Below are 17,258 nucleotides of genomic sequence, written 5' to 3'. Positions count from 1 at the left end.
CCGGCAGGTGCATCATTCATATAAATTAATTTCCATCAGGCATGTCTTTTCCCGCATCCAACGGTCCCTGTGCGCTGACCATCGGCAACTTCGACGGCGTCCACCTGGGACACCAGGCCATCCTGGCCCGCGTCCATGACGCGGCTGCCGCACGCGAACTATCGCCTGCCGTGATGACCTTCGAGCCGCACCCCAAGGAATATTTCGCGCACCTGCGCGGCCATCCCGAACTGGCCCCCGCCCGCATTTATACGCTGCGCGACCGGCTGGCGGCGATCCGGGCCTGCGGCATCCGCCAGATCAGTCTGCAACGCTTCAATGCGCACCTGGCTGCCATGCCTGCCGAGGATTTCGTCACCGAATTATTGGCCGGCACGCTGCAGGCGCGCTGGCTGCTGGTGGGCCGCGACTTCCGCTTCGGACATCAGCGTCGCGGCAACGTCGAGCTGCTGCGTGGGCTTGGACAGCAGCACGGTATCGAGGTCGAGGTCATGGAGGATGTGACCGACCCTGAAGGGCAGCGCATTTCCAGTTCCGGCATCCGCCAGGCACTGGCCGATGGCAATCTTGACGATGCCAAGGCTCACCTGGGTCGTGCCTGGACTATCAGCGGTCATGTGCTGCATGGCCGCAAACTGGGCCGCACACTGGGCTTTCCAACCATGAACATCCGCCCGCCCGCCCGCTGTGCAGCCCGGGCGGGTGTCTACGTCGTACAGGTGCATGGCCTCGACACAGCCCCCTTTGCCGGCGTCGCCAACCTGGGCATGCGCCCAACCGTGGATCAGAGCCGCCGCATGGTGCTCGAAGTCCATGCCCTGACTGAACCCGATCCCCTGCAGGCCCGCGACCCGGCCTTTTCGAAAGCGCGTTTGCAGGCATACGGTAAACTCGTGCGGATCGAATTCCTGCAATTGCTGCGGGATGAACAACGCTTTTCCGATCTGGATTCACTGACCGCCGCCATCCAGAACGATGTCCGGCTCGCTTACGATTACTTTTCCCGTCATGGACTATAAAGATACGCTGAACTTCCCCGATACACCCTTCCCCATGCGTGGCAATCTGCCCAAGCGCGAGCCGGGCTGGATTGAAGAATGGGAAAGGAACCGTATCTACGATGCGATCCGTGCCGCCAGCAAGGGCCGCCCGCGTTTCGTGCTGCATGACGGCCCGCCCTACGCCAATGGCGACATCCATCTGGGCCATGCGCTCAATCGCATTCTCAAGGACATCATCGTCAAGAGCCGCAACATGGCTGGCTACGATGCCCATTATGTGCCGGGCTGGGACTGCCATGGCATGCCCATCGAAATCCAGATCGAGAAAAAATACGGCAAGCACCTGCCGACCGCAGAAGTGCTCGCCAAGGCACGCGCCTACGCCACCGAGCAGATCGAACGCCAGAAGCGCGACTTCAAGCGCCTGGGTGTGCTGGCGGAATGGGAGCGTCCTTACCTGACCATGAATTTCCAGAACGAGGCCAACGAAATCCGCGTACTGGGCCGCATCATGGAAAAAGGCTATGTATTCCGCGGCCTGAAACCGGTCAACTGGTGCTTTGACTGTGGTTCGGCACTGGCCGAGGCCGAGGTCGAGTACGCCGACCGTACCGATCCCGCCGTCGATGTCGCCTTCCCGTTTGCCGATACCGACGCACTGGCACGCGCCTTCGGCCTGCCGCAGGTCGACGCCGGGGCCATCGTCATCTGGACCACCACGCCCTGGACGATTCCGTCCAACCAGGCGCTCAATGTCCATCCCGAGGTGGAGTACGCACTGGTCCGCGTCACGCCGGCACCGGCTTTCGGCCCGCTGCTGCTGCTGACCAGCGAGCGCGTACAGCCGTGCCTCGATCAATGGGGCCTGCAGGGCGAAGTCATCGCCACCTGCGCCGGACAGGCATTGGACCACATCCGCTTCCATCATCCGCTGGCGCAGGCCGATGCCGGCTACGCACGCACCTCGCCCATTTTCCTGGGCGACTACGTCACGACCGACACCGGGACCGGCATCGTCCACTCGGCACCTGCCTATGGGGTAGATGACTTCCTCTCCTGCAAGGCCAACGGCATTGTCGATGCCGACTTCATCAATCCCGTCATGGGCAACGGCCACTATGCCGACTCGCTGCCCCTGTTCGGCGGCCTCAAGATCTGGGATGCCAACCCGAAGATCGTCGACGCGCTGCGTGATGCCGGCACACTGCTGCAGGTCGCCAAGCTGCCACACAGCTACATGCACTGCTGGCGCCACAAGACCCCCATCATCTACCGTGCCACCAGCCAGTGGTTTGCCGGCATGGACGTACAGCCCACCGACGGCAGCGCCACCCTGCGCGAAAAGGCACTTGCAGGCATCGAGGCAACTGCTTTCTATCCCGCCTGGGGCAAGGCACGCCTGCACAACATGATTGCCAACCGTCCCGACTGGACCCTGTCGCGCCAGCGCCAATGGGGTGTGCCGATGGCGTTCTTCGTGCACAGGGAAACGGGCGAACTGCACCCACGCACCCCTGAACTGCTCGAAGCCATTGCGCAGCGGGTCGAACAGCACGGCATCGAAGCCTGGCAAACACTCGATCCTCGTGAACTGCTGGGTGACGAGGCCGATCAGTACGAAAAGAACAAGGACACGCTCGATGTCTGGTTCGATTCCGGCAGTACCCACGCCACCGTACTCGGCGGCGATCCCCTGCAGGAAACTGCCGAGGCCGCGCACAGCGCGCTCAAGATCAAGGGTTCGCACGGCGACGAGCTGGGCTGGCCGGCCGACCTGTACCTGGAAGGCTCCGACCAGCACCGTGGCTGGTTCCATTCCTCCCTGCTGACGGCCTGCATGCTGTATGGTCGCCCGCCCTACAAGGCGCTGCTCACGCACGGTTTCACCGTCGATGGCCAGGGCCGCAAGATGAGCAAGTCGCTGGGCAACACCATCGTCCCGCAAACCATCAACCAGGATCTGGGAGCCGAGATCCTGCGCCTGTGGGTGGCCTCGACCGATTATTCCGGCGAACTGTCGATTTCCGACGAAATCCTCAAGCGCGTGGTTGAAAGTTATCGCCGCATCCGCAATACGCTGCGTTTCCTGCTCGCCAACACCAGCGATTTCAATCCTGACACGGATCGCGTGGCTTTCGAGGACCTGGTCGAGATCGATCGCTATGCGCTGTCGCTGACTGCCCAGATGCAGGACGAAATCCTGGCACAGTACGAGCGCTACGAATTCCACCCTGCCGTTACCCGGCTGCAGACATTCTGCTCCGAGGACCTGGGGGCGTTCTACCTCGACATTCTCAAGGACCGCCTGTACACCACGGCCCCCAAGAGCCACGCCCGTCGCTCGGCCCAGACTGCGTTGTACGACATCACCCGGACCCTGCTCAAGCTGATGGCCCCTATCCTGTCGTTCACGGCAGAAGAGGCCTGGACCATCTTTGCTCCCGGCCAGACGCCGACTATTTTCACCGAGACATTCCAGATCCTGCCGGCCATCGATGGCAACCTGCTGGAAAAGTGGCAACGCGTGCGCACCGTGCGCGCCGACGTCATGCGCCGGCTGGAGGAAGTCCGCGCCGAAGGCCGTATCGGCGCTTCGCTGCAGGCCGAAATCGACATCCATGCCGACGGTGCCGATTATGACGTACTGGCCAGCCTCGGCGCAGACCTCAAGTACGTGATGATCACGTCGCGTGCCGATGTGCATCCTGGCGGCGGTGCCGGCCTGAAGATCGACATCGAGCCGTCGCAGCATCCCAAGTGCGCGCGCAGCTGGCACTATTCTCCCGATGTCGGCTCGGATCCCGAGTATCCGGAACTGTCGCTGCGTTCGGCCGCCGCCATCCGCGGCGAGGAAGAAGCCCGTACCGCCGCCTAAACCCTACAGCATGACGCCATGAAAGACGCCACGCCAGCCCAGCCGGGTACAGCCGCCAGGCCAGCCCCGGCCTCCTCACCCAAGACGGATGCAGCCACTGCCGCATCCCAGGCCGGACGCCGGCAGCCTTTCTGGCGCTGGCTGCTGCTGGCGGCCGTAGTGATCCTGATCGACCAGGCCACCAAGCTCTGGTTCGAGGCAGAATTCACCTACGGACAACGCCTCAATATCCTGCCGTTCTTCGATTTCACGCTGGTCTACAACCCCGGGGCGGCTTTCAGCTTCCTTGCGGATGCCGGCGGCTGGCAGCGCTGGTTCTTCACGCTGCTGGGGCTGGGTGCGTCCGGCTTCATCCTGTGGCTGCTGCGTCGCCACGGGGATGAGCCACGTTTCGCACTGGCCATGAGCCTGATCCTGGGCGGGGCCATCGGCAACGTCATCGACCGCATGTCCTACGGCCACGTCATCGATTTCCTGCTGTTCCACTGGAACAATGCATATTTTCCAGCCTTCAATCTGGCCGACAGCGCCCTGACCCTGGGCGCCATACTCATGATCCTTGACGAGCTGCTCAAGCTGCGCCGCCGTCCCTGATCGGGAAGCACCATGCACAACCTGACCGATAGACACATCATCCTCGGCCTGACCGGTGGCATTGCCTGCTACAAGAGCGCAGAACTGGTCCGGCTACTCGTCAAGGCCGGAGCCACGGTGGACATCGTCATGACCGAGGCGGCTACGCACTTCATCACTGCCACCACCATGCAGGCCCTGTCGGGCCGACCGGTCTATCTCGATGCCTGGGATGCGCGCATTCCCAACAACATGGCGCATATCGAGCTGAGCCGTGCGGCCGACCTGATCCTGATCGCACCGGCCAGTACCGACTTCATGGCCAAGCTCGCCACCGGGCAGGCCAATGATTTGCTGTCCACGCTCTGCGTAGCTCGCAATTGCCCGTTGCTGGTCGCACCGGCCATGAATCGTGAAATGTGGGCCAATCCAGCCACACAGCGCAATGCCGCCATACTGGTACAGGACGGCATCCACCTGCTGGGCCCGGCCAGTGGCAGCCAGGCCTGTGGTGAAACAGGCGAAGGCCGCATGCTGGAGCCTGCCGACCTGATGGCCGAGCTGTCCGCCCACTTCCAGCCCAAGATCCTGCAGGGCAAGCATGTGCTGCTGACGGCGGGCCCCACGGCCGAGCCCATCGACCCGGTGCGCGTCCTCAGCAACCGATCATCCGGCAAGACCGGCTACGCGCTGGCGCGTGCCGCCTGGGAAGCCGGTGCCACCGTGACCATGGTATCCGGCCCCACTGCCCTGCCCACTCCATACGGCGTGACCCGCATCACCGTCGATACGGCCCGGCAGATGCATGAGGCGGTCATGGCACGCACCCATGATGCCGACCTGTTCATCGCCGTGGCAGCTGTCGCCGACTGGCATATCGCCAATCCCAGTGAACACAAGCTCAAGAAAGGCAGGGATGGCACGCCGGTACTCGAATTCGTGCCCAATCCCGATATCCTGGCCGAAGTCGCGGCACTCGAACAAGGCCCATGGTGCGTCGGCTTCGCCGCCGAGACCCAGGCACTGCGCGACCATGCCGAAGCCAAACGCCGCCGCAAACAGGTACCGGTCCTGATCGGCAACGACGCGCAAAGCACCATGGATGCCGACGCAGCGTCGTACACCATTTTCGATGATGCTGGCCATACCGCCCTGCCCGTGCTGCCCAAGCAGGAGGCTGCCCGCCGCCTGATTGCCGAAATCGTGCAGCGCTGGCGAGCCAGCGACAGCGCTACGGACACGTCCCATCCGCCTCCTGCTGCGTGAGGGTACATCCCGGCCAGAGCACGTACTGCACCGGCCGGGATGCCCCCAGACTACTTTTGCAGTATGCCGCTGGGCTCCATGCCATCGAGCCAGTCCTGTACCGGCATCTGCTGCGAAGGCGTCCAGATCCGCGCCAGCAGATGGCGCACCCGTCCCGCATCGAGATTCAGCCCCGACCATCGCTGCGGCACGATGACACTCCATTGCGCCTCGACTGGATCATATTCAGCCATCTTGAAGCGAAAACTGTAGTTGCCCGGCGTCCCCATGCGCAGATCGGTCACAACCAGCGCATCGCCGATGCGGTCATAACGCAGCCAGCCGCCACTGAACCACGCCAGCCTGTCATGCCAGAACGACCCCGCCAGGATGGCTTGCCCCTCATCGGCACCCAATGCTGCGTTGCCACGCTCGGACACCTTGCCATCGAACAGCCCGGTCAACAATTCCATGTATCGGTCATCCGGCGTTTTCACGACGACGCGCCACAGGAGGCTGTTCAACGGTGTCGGCGAGGAAAACATGGCCGTGCCGGTCACGCCTTCTTCGTGCAGCGCCACCTCCACGCGTGACTCGACCACCATCTTGGCCCCCAGCGTGAACAACAGGTAGGCACTGCTCAACAGCAGCGCCCACGCACTCAGGCGTGAGGTCCAGGGTCTTGCACCGAACAGCAGGCCGCACAGGGTCGCCACCAGCAAAGGCACCGTGAAGAGCGGATCGATGATGAAAATGCTGGACCAACTGGCCGGCATGGGCGTCCAGGGCCACCATAGCTGGGTACCATAACTGGTGAAGGCATCCAGCAGAGGGTGTGTAATGAGAACCAGCCATATCGCCAGCCACAATCGCCAGCCGGAATACCGGGGCGAAGGTCTCCAGCGCCGCAGGAACCAGGCCAGCACGATCGAAAACAGGGTCAACGTCAGCAATGAGTGCGAAAACCCCCGGTGATATGTCATGCTGGATACCGGATCGGCATACCGCACCAGCACGTCAAGATCCGGCAACGTCGCCAGAATTGCCCCGTACAGATAGGCCTTGCGGCCCTGCTGGCGGCCCAGCAATGCGCCCTGGATGCCTGCTCCCAGAACGGCCTGTGTCAACGAATCCATAATTCTCCATGCTTTTGGTCACACGCTCCCCGACTCAGGGGGCTATTATGATAAGCGCAGCGATTGTAAATATTGAAGTGCATCTCCCTAAAAATACCCCCACGCTGCGCCTGCGGCTTGCTGCCCCCAAGGGGGTGCCTTTTGCCCTGGGAGTGGCCCGGCGGCAAAAAATCCCACCGAGGAGACCGGCATCGACGCCTATATCGACCTGATCAGCCAATTCATCGAACAGAACAGCGCCTGGGCCGGCCCCATACTGGGCCTCATCGCCCTGGGCGAATCACTCATCGTCGTCGGCCTGTTCATTCCTGCAACGGCCCTGCTGCTGCTTGCCGGCGGCCTGATCGGCAGCGGCGAGTTGCAGGCTGGCCCCATTCTGGCCTGGGGCATTGCCGGAGCCGTGGCAGGCGATGCCATTTCATATTTCCTGGGACGCTGGATCGGTCCCGGCATCCAGCGCCGGTGGCCGCTCAACAGGCAGCGTACGGGCGTGGCGCGCGCACGGCTGTTTTTTTCCCGCTACGGCTTTCTGGCCATCCTGCTGGGTCGCTTCCTGGGCCCGATCCGCTCCACCATCCCGCTGGTCGCGGGCGTCATGGGCATGCGCCACCTGCCCTTCCAACTGGCCAACATCCTGTCGGCGATCGCCTGGGTACCGCTGATGCTGCTGCCCGGCTGGCTGGCAGCTCGAGGCGTCGCGGCAGCCGGGGGCAGCCAGAACGTCCTGATGGTGGCCGGTACGGTCATGTCCATCCTGTTCGGATTGTGGCTGTTTCGCGCCATGATCCGGCCACGCCAGAGTGTATCCGTGCAGGGCAAAAAATAAGTCGTGTACCTGCCGGGCCCTGACATTTCTTGTTATCCTTATGTTTTTGCGCAGGAACGCAGTACCTCATGTCAGCCGGAAACATCTTCATGGTCGTGGCGCCAAGTGGCGCCGGAAAATCCAGCCTGGTCAACGCACTGCTGGAATCCGACCGCGACATTCTGCTCTCGGTATCCTGTACGACTCGTACACCGCGCCCCGGCGAAATAGACGGTCGCCACTATCGCTTTCTCAGCGTGGACACCTTCAAGCAGATGCGCGACAACGGCCAGTTGCTCGAATGGGCCGAAGTGCACGGCAATTTCTATGGCACGCCCCGCGATATCATGGACCGCGCCCTGGTCCAGGGCCAGGATGTGCTGCTCGAGATCGACTGGCAGGGAGCCCGTCAGGTCAAGAAGCATTTTCCGCTGGCACAAGGAATCTTCATCCTGCCCCCCTCGATCGATGCGCTCGAGGAGCGTCTGCGCCAGCGCGGCCAGGACAGCGAACAAGTCATTGCCCGCCGCATGCTGGCCGCAGGCGGTGAAATCGCGCACGCGCCAGAATTCGAATATGTTATTATTAATCAAGAATTTAGCGTTGCCCTTTCAGAACTGAAAAGAATCATCTCCGCCGCACGTCTGCGCTTTGCCGCGCAAGCCCTGCGGCATGCTGCGCTTTTCGCCGAACTCGGCATCAGCCAGGACAGCGGCAACTGATCCGGCACACGCAAAATCTGCTTCACGAATCCATTTCACACAGGACAATGCCATGGCCCGAATCACCGTCGAAGACTGCCTGAACCAGATCCCCAACCGCTTCAAGCTCACGCTGGCTGCGACCTATCGTGCCCGCCAGCTGGCCCAGGGCCATGCCCCGCGCATCGAAACCCGCGACAAGCCCACTGTGGCTGCACTGCGTGAAATCGCCGAAGGTGTGACCGGCGTCGAAATGCTGCGCAAAGTTCCGACCTGACCCAGGCACGGGTGGCATCATGGCATTCAGTGGACTCAGACACGCCTCTTCCGGATTGATCGCAGCGATCAAGGCCGGTTCCCGGCTGGGTCGCAGAACACCGAATGCCAGCGGCAAAAAAGGCGCAGCCGGCACGGCCGCCCTGCCGCTGCCTGCAAGCCAGGCAACGACAGCACCAAATGTCGCCACCATCGTTTCCTTTGCACCCTTGGCCGAGTTACTGGCCACCTACCTCGACAAGAAAGAAGTCGAACAGGTTCGCGAAGCCTACCGCTTTGCCGACCAGGCCCATCTGGGCCAGTTCCGCACCAGCGGCGAACCCTACATTACCCATCCCATCGCCGTCACGGCCATCTGCGCCGGCTGGAAGCTCGATGCACAGGCCCTGATGGCCGCACTGTTGCACGATGTGATGGAGGATCAGGGCGTCTCCAAGCAGGAACTCACCGAGCGTTTCGGTGGCGATGTTGCCGAACTGGTCGACGGTCTGTCCAAGCTTGATCGGCTGGATTTCGCCAGCAAGGCGCAGCAACAGGCAGAAAGCTTCCGCAAGATGCTGCTGGCGATGGCGCGCGATGTCCGCGTCATCCTGGTCAAGCTGGCCGACCGGCTGCACAACATGCGCACGCTCGACGCCGTACCGCCCGAAAAACGCAAGCGCGTCGCCCGCGAAACCCTTGACATCTACTCGCCCATCGCCGACCGGCTGGGTCTCAATGCCCTGTTCCGCGAACTGCAGGACCGCTGTTTCGCCGCAGTCCATCCAAACCGCCAGCGGGTACTCCAGAAGGCCGTGCTGGCCGCGCGCGGCAATCGCCGCGATGTCATCAACAGAATTACCGATACGGTGCGTGCCGCGTTGCCTGCTGCCGGCATCGAAGCCGAAGTCAGCGGCCGTGAAAAGACCCTCTACGGCATCTACAGCAAGATGGAAGAGCAAAAGAAAAGCTTTTCCGAGGTGCTGGATGTCTACGGTTTTCGCATCATCGTACACACCCTGCCCGAGTGCTACCTGGCGCTGGGCACGCTGCACCAGCTCTATCGCCCGGTGCCCGGCAAATTCAAGGACTACATTGCCATTCCCAAGCTGAACGGCTACCAGTCCCTGCATACCACACTGGTCGGCCCCTACGGCACTCCGATCGAGTTCCAGTTCCGCACCCGCGACATGCACCAGATCGCCGAGGAAGGCGTCGCCGCGCACTGGCTCTACAAGGAAGAAGGCGTCACGCTCAACCAGTTGCAGAAGCGCACCCACCAGTGGCTGCAATCGCTGCTCGACATCCAGAGCCAGACCGGCGACTCGGGCGAGTTCCTCGAGCACGTCAAGGTCGATCTGTTCCCGGACTCGGTCTACGTCTTCACCCCCAAGGGCAAGATCATTTCGCTGCCGCGTGGTGCCACGCCGGTCGATTTCGCCTATACCATCCATACCGACATCGGCAACCAGACCGTTGCCGCCAAGGTCAACGATGAATTCGTGCCACTGCGCACCGAGCTGCACAGCGGCGATCGCATAGAAATCATCACGGCATCGACTTCGCGGCCCAACGCGCAGTGGCTCAATTACGTGCGGACCGGGCGAGCCCGTTCGGAAATCCGCCACTACCTGCGCACGGTCAAGTACGCCGAATCGGTCGCCTTTGGCGAACGCATGCTGCAACAGGCACTGCAGGCACTGCACATCGAGATCCCTGCCACCGACGATCCCGCCTGGGACAAGCTGGTGCGCAGCAGCGGCGCTGTTGATCGCGACGAGATCATGGCCGACATCGGCCTGGGCAAGCGACTGGCTGCCGTAGTGGCACGGCGCTTTGCTCCCGAACATCCGCTGCTGGCCACCACCGCCGCAGCTGACGACGACCTTACTTCGGCACGCAATGCGCCCGTGCTCATCCAGGGCAATGAAGGCCAGGCCGTACAACTGGCACCCTGCTGCGGCCCGTTGCCGGGTGATCAGGTCATCGCCGGCATCCGCGTCGGCCACGGGCTGGTCGTACATACGGCCGACTGCCCCAACGCCTTGCGCCAGCAGGCGCGCGAACCAGAACGCTGGATCAACGTGGCCTGGGACGAGCACACCGCCCGCCACCTCTCCACACGCCTCGAAATCGTCATCATCAACGAGCGCGGCGTGCTGGGCCGTATCGCTGCCGAAGTCACGGCAGCCGACTCCAATATCGTGCACGTCGCCATGCAGGATGATGTCAGTGCCACGGTATCAGTCAATCTCACGGTACAGGTCGACAGCCGGCAGCATCTGGCCCGCGTCATCCGCTCCATCCGGCACGTACCGCAGGTGCAGAAGATCATCCGCGTCAAGGGCTGACCAGGGCCAGACTCAGGCAAGCGGATTTTTGTTCATCGTCAGCTCAGTGATCTGCGGATCAGGCAGCAGCCATTCCAGAGCGACTTTCCAAGCCCCTCGCTGCATGCAGATGCAAGATCGACCTAGCGTGCCGACTCCGCCCAGGCCGCCAGATATTCCTGCCAATGAGACCCTGGCAAAGCCGCCAGTGCCTCTTTGACTACGGCCAGCTCCTGCGCGTAGCCGGTCTGGTCGATCTCGCCACGCAGTAGACGAAAGCGCGTATAGACCAGCCAGGTATTGGCGACATCCGTTTCGCAGTAGGCCCGGATATCATCGATGGCACCCTGCTGCCACATAGGCCAGACCTGACTGCCATCGACACCCAGCTTGCCTGGAAAGCCACACAGCTTGGCAAGCTCGTCGAGAGGCGCGTTGGCCCGGCCGTTGTACTTGGCCAGCACGTCCATCAGATCGACATGACGGGTATGGTAGCGGCTGATGTAATTGTTGTAGCGGAAATCGCGATCATCTTCGCCCGTGTCCCAATAGCGCGGTGCGACAATGCCGTGGATCAGGCTTCGGTAATGCAGCACCGGCAAATCGAAGCCCGACCCATTCCAGCTGATCAGGCGTGGCGTATAGCGCTCGATGGTCTTGAAGAAGGTCGAGATCAGCGTGGCCTCGCTGTCTCCGGGCTCTCCCAGGCAACGCACCTGAAATCCCCGATCATCGCGGAATACACACCCAATGGCTACGATACGGTGCAGGTGCAGCGGCATGAAGTCGTGGCCGACCGCCTCGCGCCGTGCAGCCAGTGCCTGCTCGACCACGGCAGCATCATCCAGCCCCTGGGCATCGCGCAAACGGCGCAAGCCGTCTGCATCCGGAATAGTCTCGAGATCGAAGACCAGGTGCGGAATCATTTTGCCGGCAGGTAGCCCAGCGGATTGACCGGCGTGCCCTGGCGACGGATCTCGAAATAGAGTCGCGGTGACGTGGTGTCGGTCTGACCCATTTCCGCGATCTTGTCGCCCTTCTTCACGTCCTGGCCGGCCTTGACCAGCATTGAACGGTTATGGGCATAGACCGTGATGAAGGCATTGCGCTGGTGATTGATGATGATCAGGTTGCCGCGGCCACGCACGCCACTGCCCGTGAACATGACCTTGCCATCGGCTGCCGCATAGATCGGATCGCCGGCCGTACCGGAAATATCGATCCCGCGGCTGGAACCGCCGAAGGTCTGGATCAGCTCACCACTGGCAGGCCAGCCCCAGGCGATCACATTGGCATCGGCGGCACGCGGCACATTACCGGCCCCTGCCGTGGCCGAAGGGGGGGGCGCAGTGGGTGTGGCTGCAGGCGTCTCGCTACCCGCGCTGACGGGTGGCTGAGAACCGGCATTGAGATCGACCGGACGCACTTCTGCCGAGGATGGCTCGGAAATCGGTGTGACCTGGGCCGTCGACGAAGCACCGGGTTGTGTTGCTGCTGCGCTGCCCGGCGCACTGACGATAAGCTCCTGACCAGGGCTCAGGCGGCCTGGGTCGCTCAGCTTGTTCCAGGCGATCAGCGATCCTGCATCGACCTGGTAGCGTCGTGCGATCTGGTAGAGCGTATCGCCGGGCTTGACGACATGGCGCAGGGCGGGCTGTGCGACCTGCTGGGCGCTCTCGCCGCCACGCTGTTGCGACATGTCGCGAATCGGGGCCCGCTGGTCGGTCGTCGTGCAGGCAGCCAATGCCAGCACCAGCAGGGAGGAGGCAAGCAGCCGACCGCCCTGGAAACCCAAGGGTTGATTGATATCCATCGTGGGCGACACCCGCACTGGCATGTAATTCTCCTGTCTATTCATGTCTGTGTACCCGCCTTGAGCGGGACAAAACGCACCGGTTCAAGTTCAATTCGGGTCCAGTCCTGCGCTCCGGTGCGCTCTATCAGAACCAGACGTTGTTCTTCTCCACCTTCAGGGGCAATCAGGCGCCCGCCAATGGCAAGCTGCAACCGCAATCCAGCCGGGATTTCCAGGCCGGCGGCTGCAATGACGATGGCATCGAAGGGCGCAGCATCAGGCAGCCCACGCATGCCGTCACCATAATGCAATTTGATCGATGCTATTTTCAATTTTTGAAAATTGTGGCGAGCCAGGTCATATAGCCCCTGTATCCGCTCTATCGAGTGGACTTCGGGCGCGCAATGCGCCAGCACCGCCGCCTGATAGCCACACCCGGCACCGATTTCCAGTATTTTACGCGGCATCCGGTCGCGCAGCACGGTCTGGATCATGTGGGCCACAACCCAGGGCTGGGAAATGGTCTGAGCAAAGCCGATCGGCAGCGCCGCATCATCGTAGGCGCGGCTGGCCAGCGCTTCATCGACAAAGCTGTGTCGCAGCACAGCCTGCATGGCGCGCAGCACGCGTTCGTCGGCAATGCCCTGCCGCCGCAGGCGCTCGACCATGGCCGCACGCTGGCGTTCCGAATTGAGGCCGAGGTTGCCCGGTGCGCGCAGTGAAGGCACGACCGCATCGGCACGCAACGGCAGGCGGCTGGCCGAAATCCGGGTATTGCTGTTTGCGGGGCTGAACCCGGATAGCGCACTCGCGCTCCAGGGCAGCCCGCTTTTTCGCGAACGACTGTCGGCCGCCATCATGGCGGTGGCATCCGTCAGGCGCGGGCGCATGGTTCCAGTTGCTCCGTCCAGCCGTGTATTGTCTCGATCTGCTCATGGTGGGTCAGATCGACACGCAGCGGCGTGATCGAGACATGGCCTTCGGCCAGCGCATGGAAATCGGTTCCCGGGGCGGCATCGGCCGCAGTGCCGGATGGCCCTATCCAGTAAACGGTCTCGCCATAGGGCGTGGCCGTACGCACCACGGGCTCGGAAGGATGGCGCCGGCCCAGTCGCGTGACACGAGCCGGCTTGATGTCGTAAAGGGAGCGGTTGGGAATATTGACGTTGAGCAGCACTGGCGCACGCAGCGGTGCCTCGATCTGGCGCTCGACGATGCTGCGTGCAATCGCCGCAGCGGCATCCAGGTGCTCCCAGCCCTTTTGCACCAGAGAAAATGCAATCGAAGGAATTCCGAACAGGTAGCCCTCTGTCGCTGCGGCAACCGTACCGGAGTACAGCGTATCATCGCCCATGTTGGCACCGTTATTGATGCCTGACACCACCAGGTCGGGACGTTCGCCGAGCAGGCCTGTCAGGGCGACGTGCACGCAATCCGAGGGCGTGCCGCTGACGCAGTGAAAACCATTGGATGCCGTCCGCACCCACAGAGGCCGGTTTAGGGTCAGGGAATTGGAGGCACCGCTGCAATTGGTTTCGGGTGCGACCACCGTAATGCGGCCCAGGCCGTCGAGTGCCTTGACCAGCGCTTCGAGTCCCGGCGCGGAATAGCCGTCGTCGTTGGAAACCAGGATATGCATGCAGACTCCCAAGTAAAATCAGTGCGTTCGGCGCTACACTTGCGAATCCGTCGATTGTACTCTGTCCGTACCGGCCGGATGGCTGTAAGCCCCCTTTTTTATCGTCGAACAGCAGGCATTTATGAGCGATTTTCCTTCTTTTGCCACCGGCATCGGTTTTCTCCTGGCATCCTATCTGGTCGGCTCCATTCCGTTTGCCGTCGTGGTCAGCAAGCTCATGCGGCTCGACGACCCTCGCAATTACGGCTCGGGCAATCCCGGGGCCACCAATGTTCTGCGCACGGGCAACAAGCTCGCCGCAGCGCTTACCCTGCTGGGAGACCTGTTCAAGGGCTGGCTGATGGTAGCCCTTGCCCTGCGCTTCGGACCGGGCCTCGGCCTGGATGCCGGATGGATTGCCGGCTACGCCGTCGCCGTATTCCTGGGCCATCTGTACCCACTGTTTCTCGGCTTCAAGGGCGGCAAAGGCGTGGCCACAGCCATGGGCGTGCTGCTGGCACTGCATCCTCTGCTGGCCCTCGCGGCATTGGTGACATGGCTGCTGGTCGCCTATTTCACGCGCTACTCATCGCTGGCAGCCTTGCTGGCGGCAGCCTGCGCGCCCATCTACTACCTGCTGGGGGCCGGCATTGCCTGGCCCGCAGACGGACGCATCGGCACCGCCATCGGCATCATCAGCCTGATGCTGATCTATCGCCACAAGGCCAATATCTCGCGCCTGCTGCAAGGCACCGAAGGCAAGATCGGCGGCAAGAAAAAAACCGCTGGTCAGCAGGCAGGCACAACGGGCAAACAGCAGACCCGGCACCGATAAAATCATCTGGTTGCTGATGATGAAAATGCAATACGCTGTCTACGGTGACTTATCCCGCAAGCTCACGCTTGCAGAGCGAGTTGCCCTTTTCAATGCGCTCGATGCGACTATTCCCGATAGCGGATGCGTAGGAAGTCAGACAAATCAGTGTGACGAAATTTACTTCACACTGGAGTCTCATTCGGAAGAAGCAGCACGGGTACAAGCCGCGCATTGCATGGATGCCTTGCTCCAGGCGTCCCACATCACGACTGGGTACACAATCGCATTAAGCCCTCTGCCCCATAGAGTCCCCTCCCGACCCTTGAGTTAAAACAGCTCCGCCGAGGCCTCGATCTGGTCCAGCGGCCAGCGTGGCCGCACGGTAAAAGCGTGGTCCGTATTGAACTGCGCCTTGCCCGCATTGATCCGCAATGCAGCCGCAAAGGCGATCATCGCGCCGTTGTCGGTGCAGAATTCCAGCGGCGGGAAAAACACCTCGGCATTGTGCACCGAAGCCAGGGCGTCCTGCAGCTTGCGGCGCAACCGTTTGTTGGCCCCCACGCCACCTGCCACCACCAATCGGGTCAAGCCTTCATCCTTGAGCGCTCTGACCGCCTTCGCCACCAGCACATCGACAATTGCCGCCTGGGTCGCTGCCGCCAGATCGGCACGCGCCTGGAGCGGTACCGTCCATGCTGCCGCTGCGGTATCGGCAGTACTCGGTGGAACCATGGCAATGCCATCGTGGCTGGCAGTCTCTCTTTCGTGCGCCGCTGCAGCAGTCAATTGCCGCATGCGGGTCAGCACGGCGGTCTTCAGGCCACTGAAACTGAAATCGTAGTCATGCGAATGCAGCATGGGCCGCGGCAATTGCACGGCGTGCTCGTCACCCTGCTCAGCCAGCGCCGCCAGTGCCGGACCACCCGGATAAGGCAGGCCCATCAGTTTGGCAGTCTTGTCGAAGGCTTCACCGGCGGCATCATCCAGCGTTTCTCCCAGCAGCTCGTATTCCCCTACACCACTGACTTTCATGATCTGGGTATGCCCACCGGACACCAGCAGCGCCAGGAACGGAAACGTCGGCTGCGGTTCGGCCAGCAGCGGCGACAGCAGATGACCTTCCAGGTGGTGGATGCCAAGCGTCGGCAGGCCATGTGCCCAGGCGACGGATTGCGCCACGCTGGCACCGACCAGCAATGCCCCGCCCAGGCCCGGACCCGCCGTATAAGCCACAGCACCAAGATCACGCCACGACAGCCCTGCTCCATCCAGTACCTGACGGGTCAACGGCACCACGCGACGGATATGATCTCGCGAGGCAAGTTCAGGCACCACACCGCCATATTCGCCATGCATGGCGATCTGGCTGTGCAGCGCATGGGCCAACAGGCCGCGCTCGGTGCAGGCCAACGCGACACCTGTCTCGTCGCAGGAACTTTCGAAACCCAGAATGATCATTTGCGTGCTTGTTCCGTAAGCGGTTGCCAGAGTGCCTGTCCCCGGCTGATATCGGCCACGGCAGCGGCCAGCTCGCTGGCGACAGCCAGCGGCACATCCAGGCGCAATTGCACGCCTTCGGCATCGAACTGTTCATCGAGTGTACGCACACCGGCCTGGGCCAGTCGCGCCTGCACACGTGCCAGATCGGTATAGAGACATCGGCAGCGCACCTGCATGGCGGGAATCACTTCCTGCCGCTTGCCTTGGCGCAAGGTGTTGGCAGCGCAGGCACTGTAGGCCCGCACCAGCCCGCCGGCTCCCAGCTTGACGCCACCGAACCAGCGCACCACGAGCACGGCCACGTTGTCGAAGCCCTGCCCCTCTATGGCCTGCAGGATGGGCCGGCCCGCCGTGCCGCCTGGCTCGCCGTCGTCATTGAAACGATACAGCGGCCCGATCCGATAGGCCCAGCAATTGTGCGTGGCATCGGCCACCGAGTGAGCGGCAAAGAATGCCACGGCCTCATCGATGCTGGCCACCGGGGCGGCCCAGCCCAGAAAGCGGCTTTTGCGAACATCTTCCTGGTAGGTGCAGGTTTCAAGCAGAGTATAGGTCACCGTCATGGTCACATTTTAAACGCGCTTGCCTGCCCTACCAGTCGTACTGC

At 62.3% G+C, this 17,258-nt stretch carries 16 protein-coding genes; 9 read left to right on the top strand and 7 right to left on the bottom strand.

Annotated features, from left to right (window positions below; all coding sequences use genetic code 11):
• The first annotated feature begins 41 nt into the window (after positions 1 to 41).
• From ABN482_RS05125 to coaBC, 4 genes are read left to right on the top strand one after another with little or no spacing between them, the layout of a single operon-like run.
• A complete protein-coding gene (locus ABN482_RS05125) occupies positions 42 to 1,019 on the top strand; it encodes a bifunctional riboflavin kinase/FAD synthetase (protein WP_349502969.1) in 978 nt (325 codons plus the stop codon).
• Positions 1,009 to 3,876 carry an isoleucine--tRNA ligase gene (gene ileS, locus ABN482_RS05120; protein WP_349502968.1) on the top strand — a complete coding sequence of 956 codons (2,868 nt, stop codon included), beginning with the start codon at positions 1,009 to 1,011 and terminating at the stop codon, positions 3,874 to 3,876. Before ABN482_RS05125 ends, ileS begins: the two co-directional genes overlap by 11 nt.
• An 18-nt stretch (positions 3,877 to 3,894) precedes the next feature.
• Entirely contained in the window at positions 3,895 to 4,470 is a 576-nt protein-coding gene (gene lspA, locus ABN482_RS05115) for a signal peptidase II (protein WP_349502967.1), read from the top strand.
• A gap of 12 nt (positions 4,471 to 4,482) precedes the next feature.
• Entirely contained in the window at positions 4,483 to 5,715 is a 1,233-nt protein-coding gene (gene coaBC, locus ABN482_RS05110; RefSeq protein WP_349502966.1) for a bifunctional phosphopantothenoylcysteine decarboxylase/phosphopantothenate--cysteine ligase CoaBC, read from the top strand.
• A gap of 50 nt (positions 5,716 to 5,765) precedes the next feature.
• Here the strand turns inward: coaBC and ABN482_RS05105 are convergent, their stop codons facing one another.
• Entirely contained in the window at positions 5,766 to 6,830 is a 1,065-nt protein-coding gene (locus tag ABN482_RS05105; protein WP_349502965.1) for a metal-dependent hydrolase, read from the bottom strand.
• Positions 6,831 to 7,020: 190 nt separating this feature from the next.
• Between ABN482_RS05105 and ABN482_RS05100 the strand changes: the two genes are divergently transcribed.
• The 4 genes from ABN482_RS05100 to ABN482_RS05085 all read left to right on the top strand — a co-directional run bounded on the left by ABN482_RS05100 (position 7,021) and on the right by ABN482_RS05085 (position 10,942).
• The gene (locus ABN482_RS05100; RefSeq protein ID WP_349502986.1) at positions 7,021 to 7,656 is read left to right on the top strand and encodes a DedA family protein; all 636 of its coding nucleotides are present in this window, start codon (positions 7,021 to 7,023) and stop codon (positions 7,654 to 7,656) included.
• A gap of 68 nt (positions 7,657 to 7,724) precedes the next feature.
• Positions 7,725 to 8,357, top strand: a complete 633-nt coding sequence (gene gmk / locus ABN482_RS05095; protein WP_349502964.1) for a guanylate kinase — start codon at positions 7,725 to 7,727, stop codon at positions 8,355 to 8,357.
• A 52-nt stretch (positions 8,358 to 8,409) separates the two neighbouring features.
• Complete coding sequence (rpoZ, locus tag ABN482_RS05090; protein WP_109060669.1) at positions 8,410 to 8,613, top strand: DNA-directed RNA polymerase subunit omega; 204 nt, start codon at positions 8,410 to 8,412, stop codon at positions 8,611 to 8,613.
• Between the two features lie 19 nt (positions 8,614 to 8,632).
• Entirely contained in the window at positions 8,633 to 10,942 is a 2,310-nt protein-coding gene (locus tag ABN482_RS05085) for a RelA/SpoT family protein (protein WP_349502963.1), read from the top strand.
• Positions 10,943 to 11,064: 122 nt separating this feature from the next.
• On the opposite strand, the gene ABN482_RS05080 is transcribed toward ABN482_RS05085, so the two are convergent.
• The 4 genes from ABN482_RS05080 to surE are packed head-to-tail and all read right to left on the bottom strand — an operon-like array spanning position 11,065 to position 14,355.
• Positions 11,065 to 11,847, bottom strand: a complete 783-nt coding sequence (locus ABN482_RS05080; RefSeq protein WP_349502962.1) for a 3'-5' exonuclease — start codon at positions 11,845 to 11,847, stop codon at positions 11,065 to 11,067.
• A complete protein-coding gene (locus ABN482_RS05075) occupies positions 11,844 to 12,758 on the bottom strand; it encodes a peptidoglycan DD-metalloendopeptidase family protein (RefSeq protein ID WP_349502961.1) in 915 nt (304 codons plus the stop codon). Before ABN482_RS05075 ends, ABN482_RS05080 begins: the two co-directional genes overlap by 4 nt.
• A 17-nt stretch (positions 12,759 to 12,775) precedes the next feature.
• Entirely contained in the window at positions 12,776 to 13,573 is a 798-nt protein-coding gene (locus ABN482_RS05070; protein ID WP_349502985.1) for a protein-L-isoaspartate(D-aspartate) O-methyltransferase, read from the bottom strand.
• Between the two features lie 17 nt (positions 13,574 to 13,590).
• Positions 13,591 to 14,355, bottom strand: a complete 765-nt coding sequence (gene surE / locus ABN482_RS05065) for a 5'/3'-nucleotidase SurE (RefSeq protein ID WP_349502960.1) — start codon at positions 14,353 to 14,355, stop codon at positions 13,591 to 13,593.
• Between the two features lie 121 nt (positions 14,356 to 14,476).
• Here surE and plsY point away from each other — a divergent pair, with 121 nt between their 5' ends.
• Positions 14,477 to 15,169 (top strand): glycerol-3-phosphate 1-O-acyltransferase PlsY, encoded by a 693-nt coding sequence (gene plsY / locus ABN482_RS05060; protein ID WP_349502959.1) that lies wholly within the window; start codon positions 14,477 to 14,479, stop codon positions 15,167 to 15,169.
• 309 nt (positions 15,170 to 15,478) lie between these two features.
• Here the strand turns inward: plsY and tsaD are convergent, their stop codons facing one another.
• Positions 15,479 to 16,609 carry a tRNA (adenosine(37)-N6)-threonylcarbamoyltransferase complex transferase subunit TsaD gene (gene tsaD, locus ABN482_RS05055; RefSeq protein WP_349502958.1) on the bottom strand — a complete coding sequence of 377 codons (1,131 nt, stop codon included), beginning with the start codon at positions 16,607 to 16,609 and terminating at the stop codon, positions 15,479 to 15,481.
• Positions 16,606 to 17,214 carry an IMPACT family protein gene (locus ABN482_RS05050; RefSeq protein WP_502877239.1) on the bottom strand — a complete coding sequence of 203 codons (609 nt, stop codon included), beginning with the start codon at positions 17,212 to 17,214 and terminating at the stop codon, positions 16,606 to 16,608. Before ABN482_RS05050 ends, tsaD begins: the two co-directional genes overlap by 4 nt.
• Positions 17,215 to 17,258: the final 44 nt, after the last annotated feature.

The organism is Corticimicrobacter sp. (assembly GCF_040137905.1).
Taxonomy (GTDB): domain Bacteria; phylum Pseudomonadota; class Gammaproteobacteria; order Burkholderiales; family Burkholderiaceae_B; genus Corticimicrobacter.
The sequence above is the reverse complement of the archived record's forward strand: the minus strand, read 5'-3'. Positions and strand labels throughout refer to the sequence as shown.

What these genes read in the sequence shown, in the direction of transcription:
- plsY (WP_349502959.1), top strand. Translation starts at nt 14,477, where the DNA reads ATGAGCGATTTTCCTTCTTTTGCCACCGGCATCGGTTTTCTCCTGGCA.
- ABN482_RS05085 (WP_349502963.1), top strand. Translation starts at nt 8,633, where the DNA reads ATGGCATTCAGTGGACTCAGACACGCCTCTTCCGGATTGATCGCAGCG.
- ABN482_RS05125 (WP_349502969.1), top strand. Translation starts at nt 42, where the DNA reads ATGTCTTTTCCCGCATCCAACGGTCCCTGTGCGCTGACCATCGGCAAC.
- lspA (WP_349502967.1), top strand. Translation starts at nt 3,895, where the DNA reads ATGAAAGACGCCACGCCAGCCCAGCCGGGTACAGCCGCCAGGCCAGCC.
- surE (WP_349502960.1), bottom strand. Translation starts at nt 14,355, where the DNA reads ATGCATATCCTGGTTTCCAACGACGACGGCTATTCCGCGCCGGGACTC.
- ABN482_RS05075 (WP_349502961.1), bottom strand. Translation starts at nt 12,758, where the DNA reads ATGCCAGTGCGGGTGTCGCCCACGATGGATATCAATCAACCCTTGGGT.
- coaBC (WP_349502966.1), top strand. Translation starts at nt 4,483, where the DNA reads ATGCACAACCTGACCGATAGACACATCATCCTCGGCCTGACCGGTGGC.
- gmk (WP_349502964.1), top strand. Translation starts at nt 7,725, where the DNA reads ATGTCAGCCGGAAACATCTTCATGGTCGTGGCGCCAAGTGGCGCCGGA.
- rpoZ (WP_109060669.1), top strand. Translation starts at nt 8,410, where the DNA reads ATGGCCCGAATCACCGTCGAAGACTGCCTGAACCAGATCCCCAACCGC.
- ABN482_RS05050 (WP_502877239.1), bottom strand. Translation starts at nt 17,214, where the DNA reads ATGACGGTGACCTATACTCTGCTTGAAACCTGCACCTACCAGGAAGAT.
- tsaD (WP_349502958.1), bottom strand. Translation starts at nt 16,609, where the DNA reads ATGATCATTCTGGGTTTCGAAAGTTCCTGCGACGAGACAGGTGTCGCG.
- ABN482_RS05080 (WP_349502962.1), bottom strand. Translation starts at nt 11,847, where the DNA reads ATGATTCCGCACCTGGTCTTCGATCTCGAGACTATTCCGGATGCAGAC.
- ABN482_RS05070 (WP_349502985.1), bottom strand. Translation starts at nt 13,573, where the DNA reads ATGGCGGCCGACAGTCGTTCGCGAAAAAGCGGGCTGCCCTGGAGCGCG.
- ABN482_RS05105 (WP_349502965.1), bottom strand. Translation starts at nt 6,830, where the DNA reads ATGGATTCGTTGACACAGGCCGTTCTGGGAGCAGGCATCCAGGGCGCA.
- ileS (WP_349502968.1), top strand. Translation starts at nt 1,009, where the DNA reads ATGGACTATAAAGATACGCTGAACTTCCCCGATACACCCTTCCCCATG.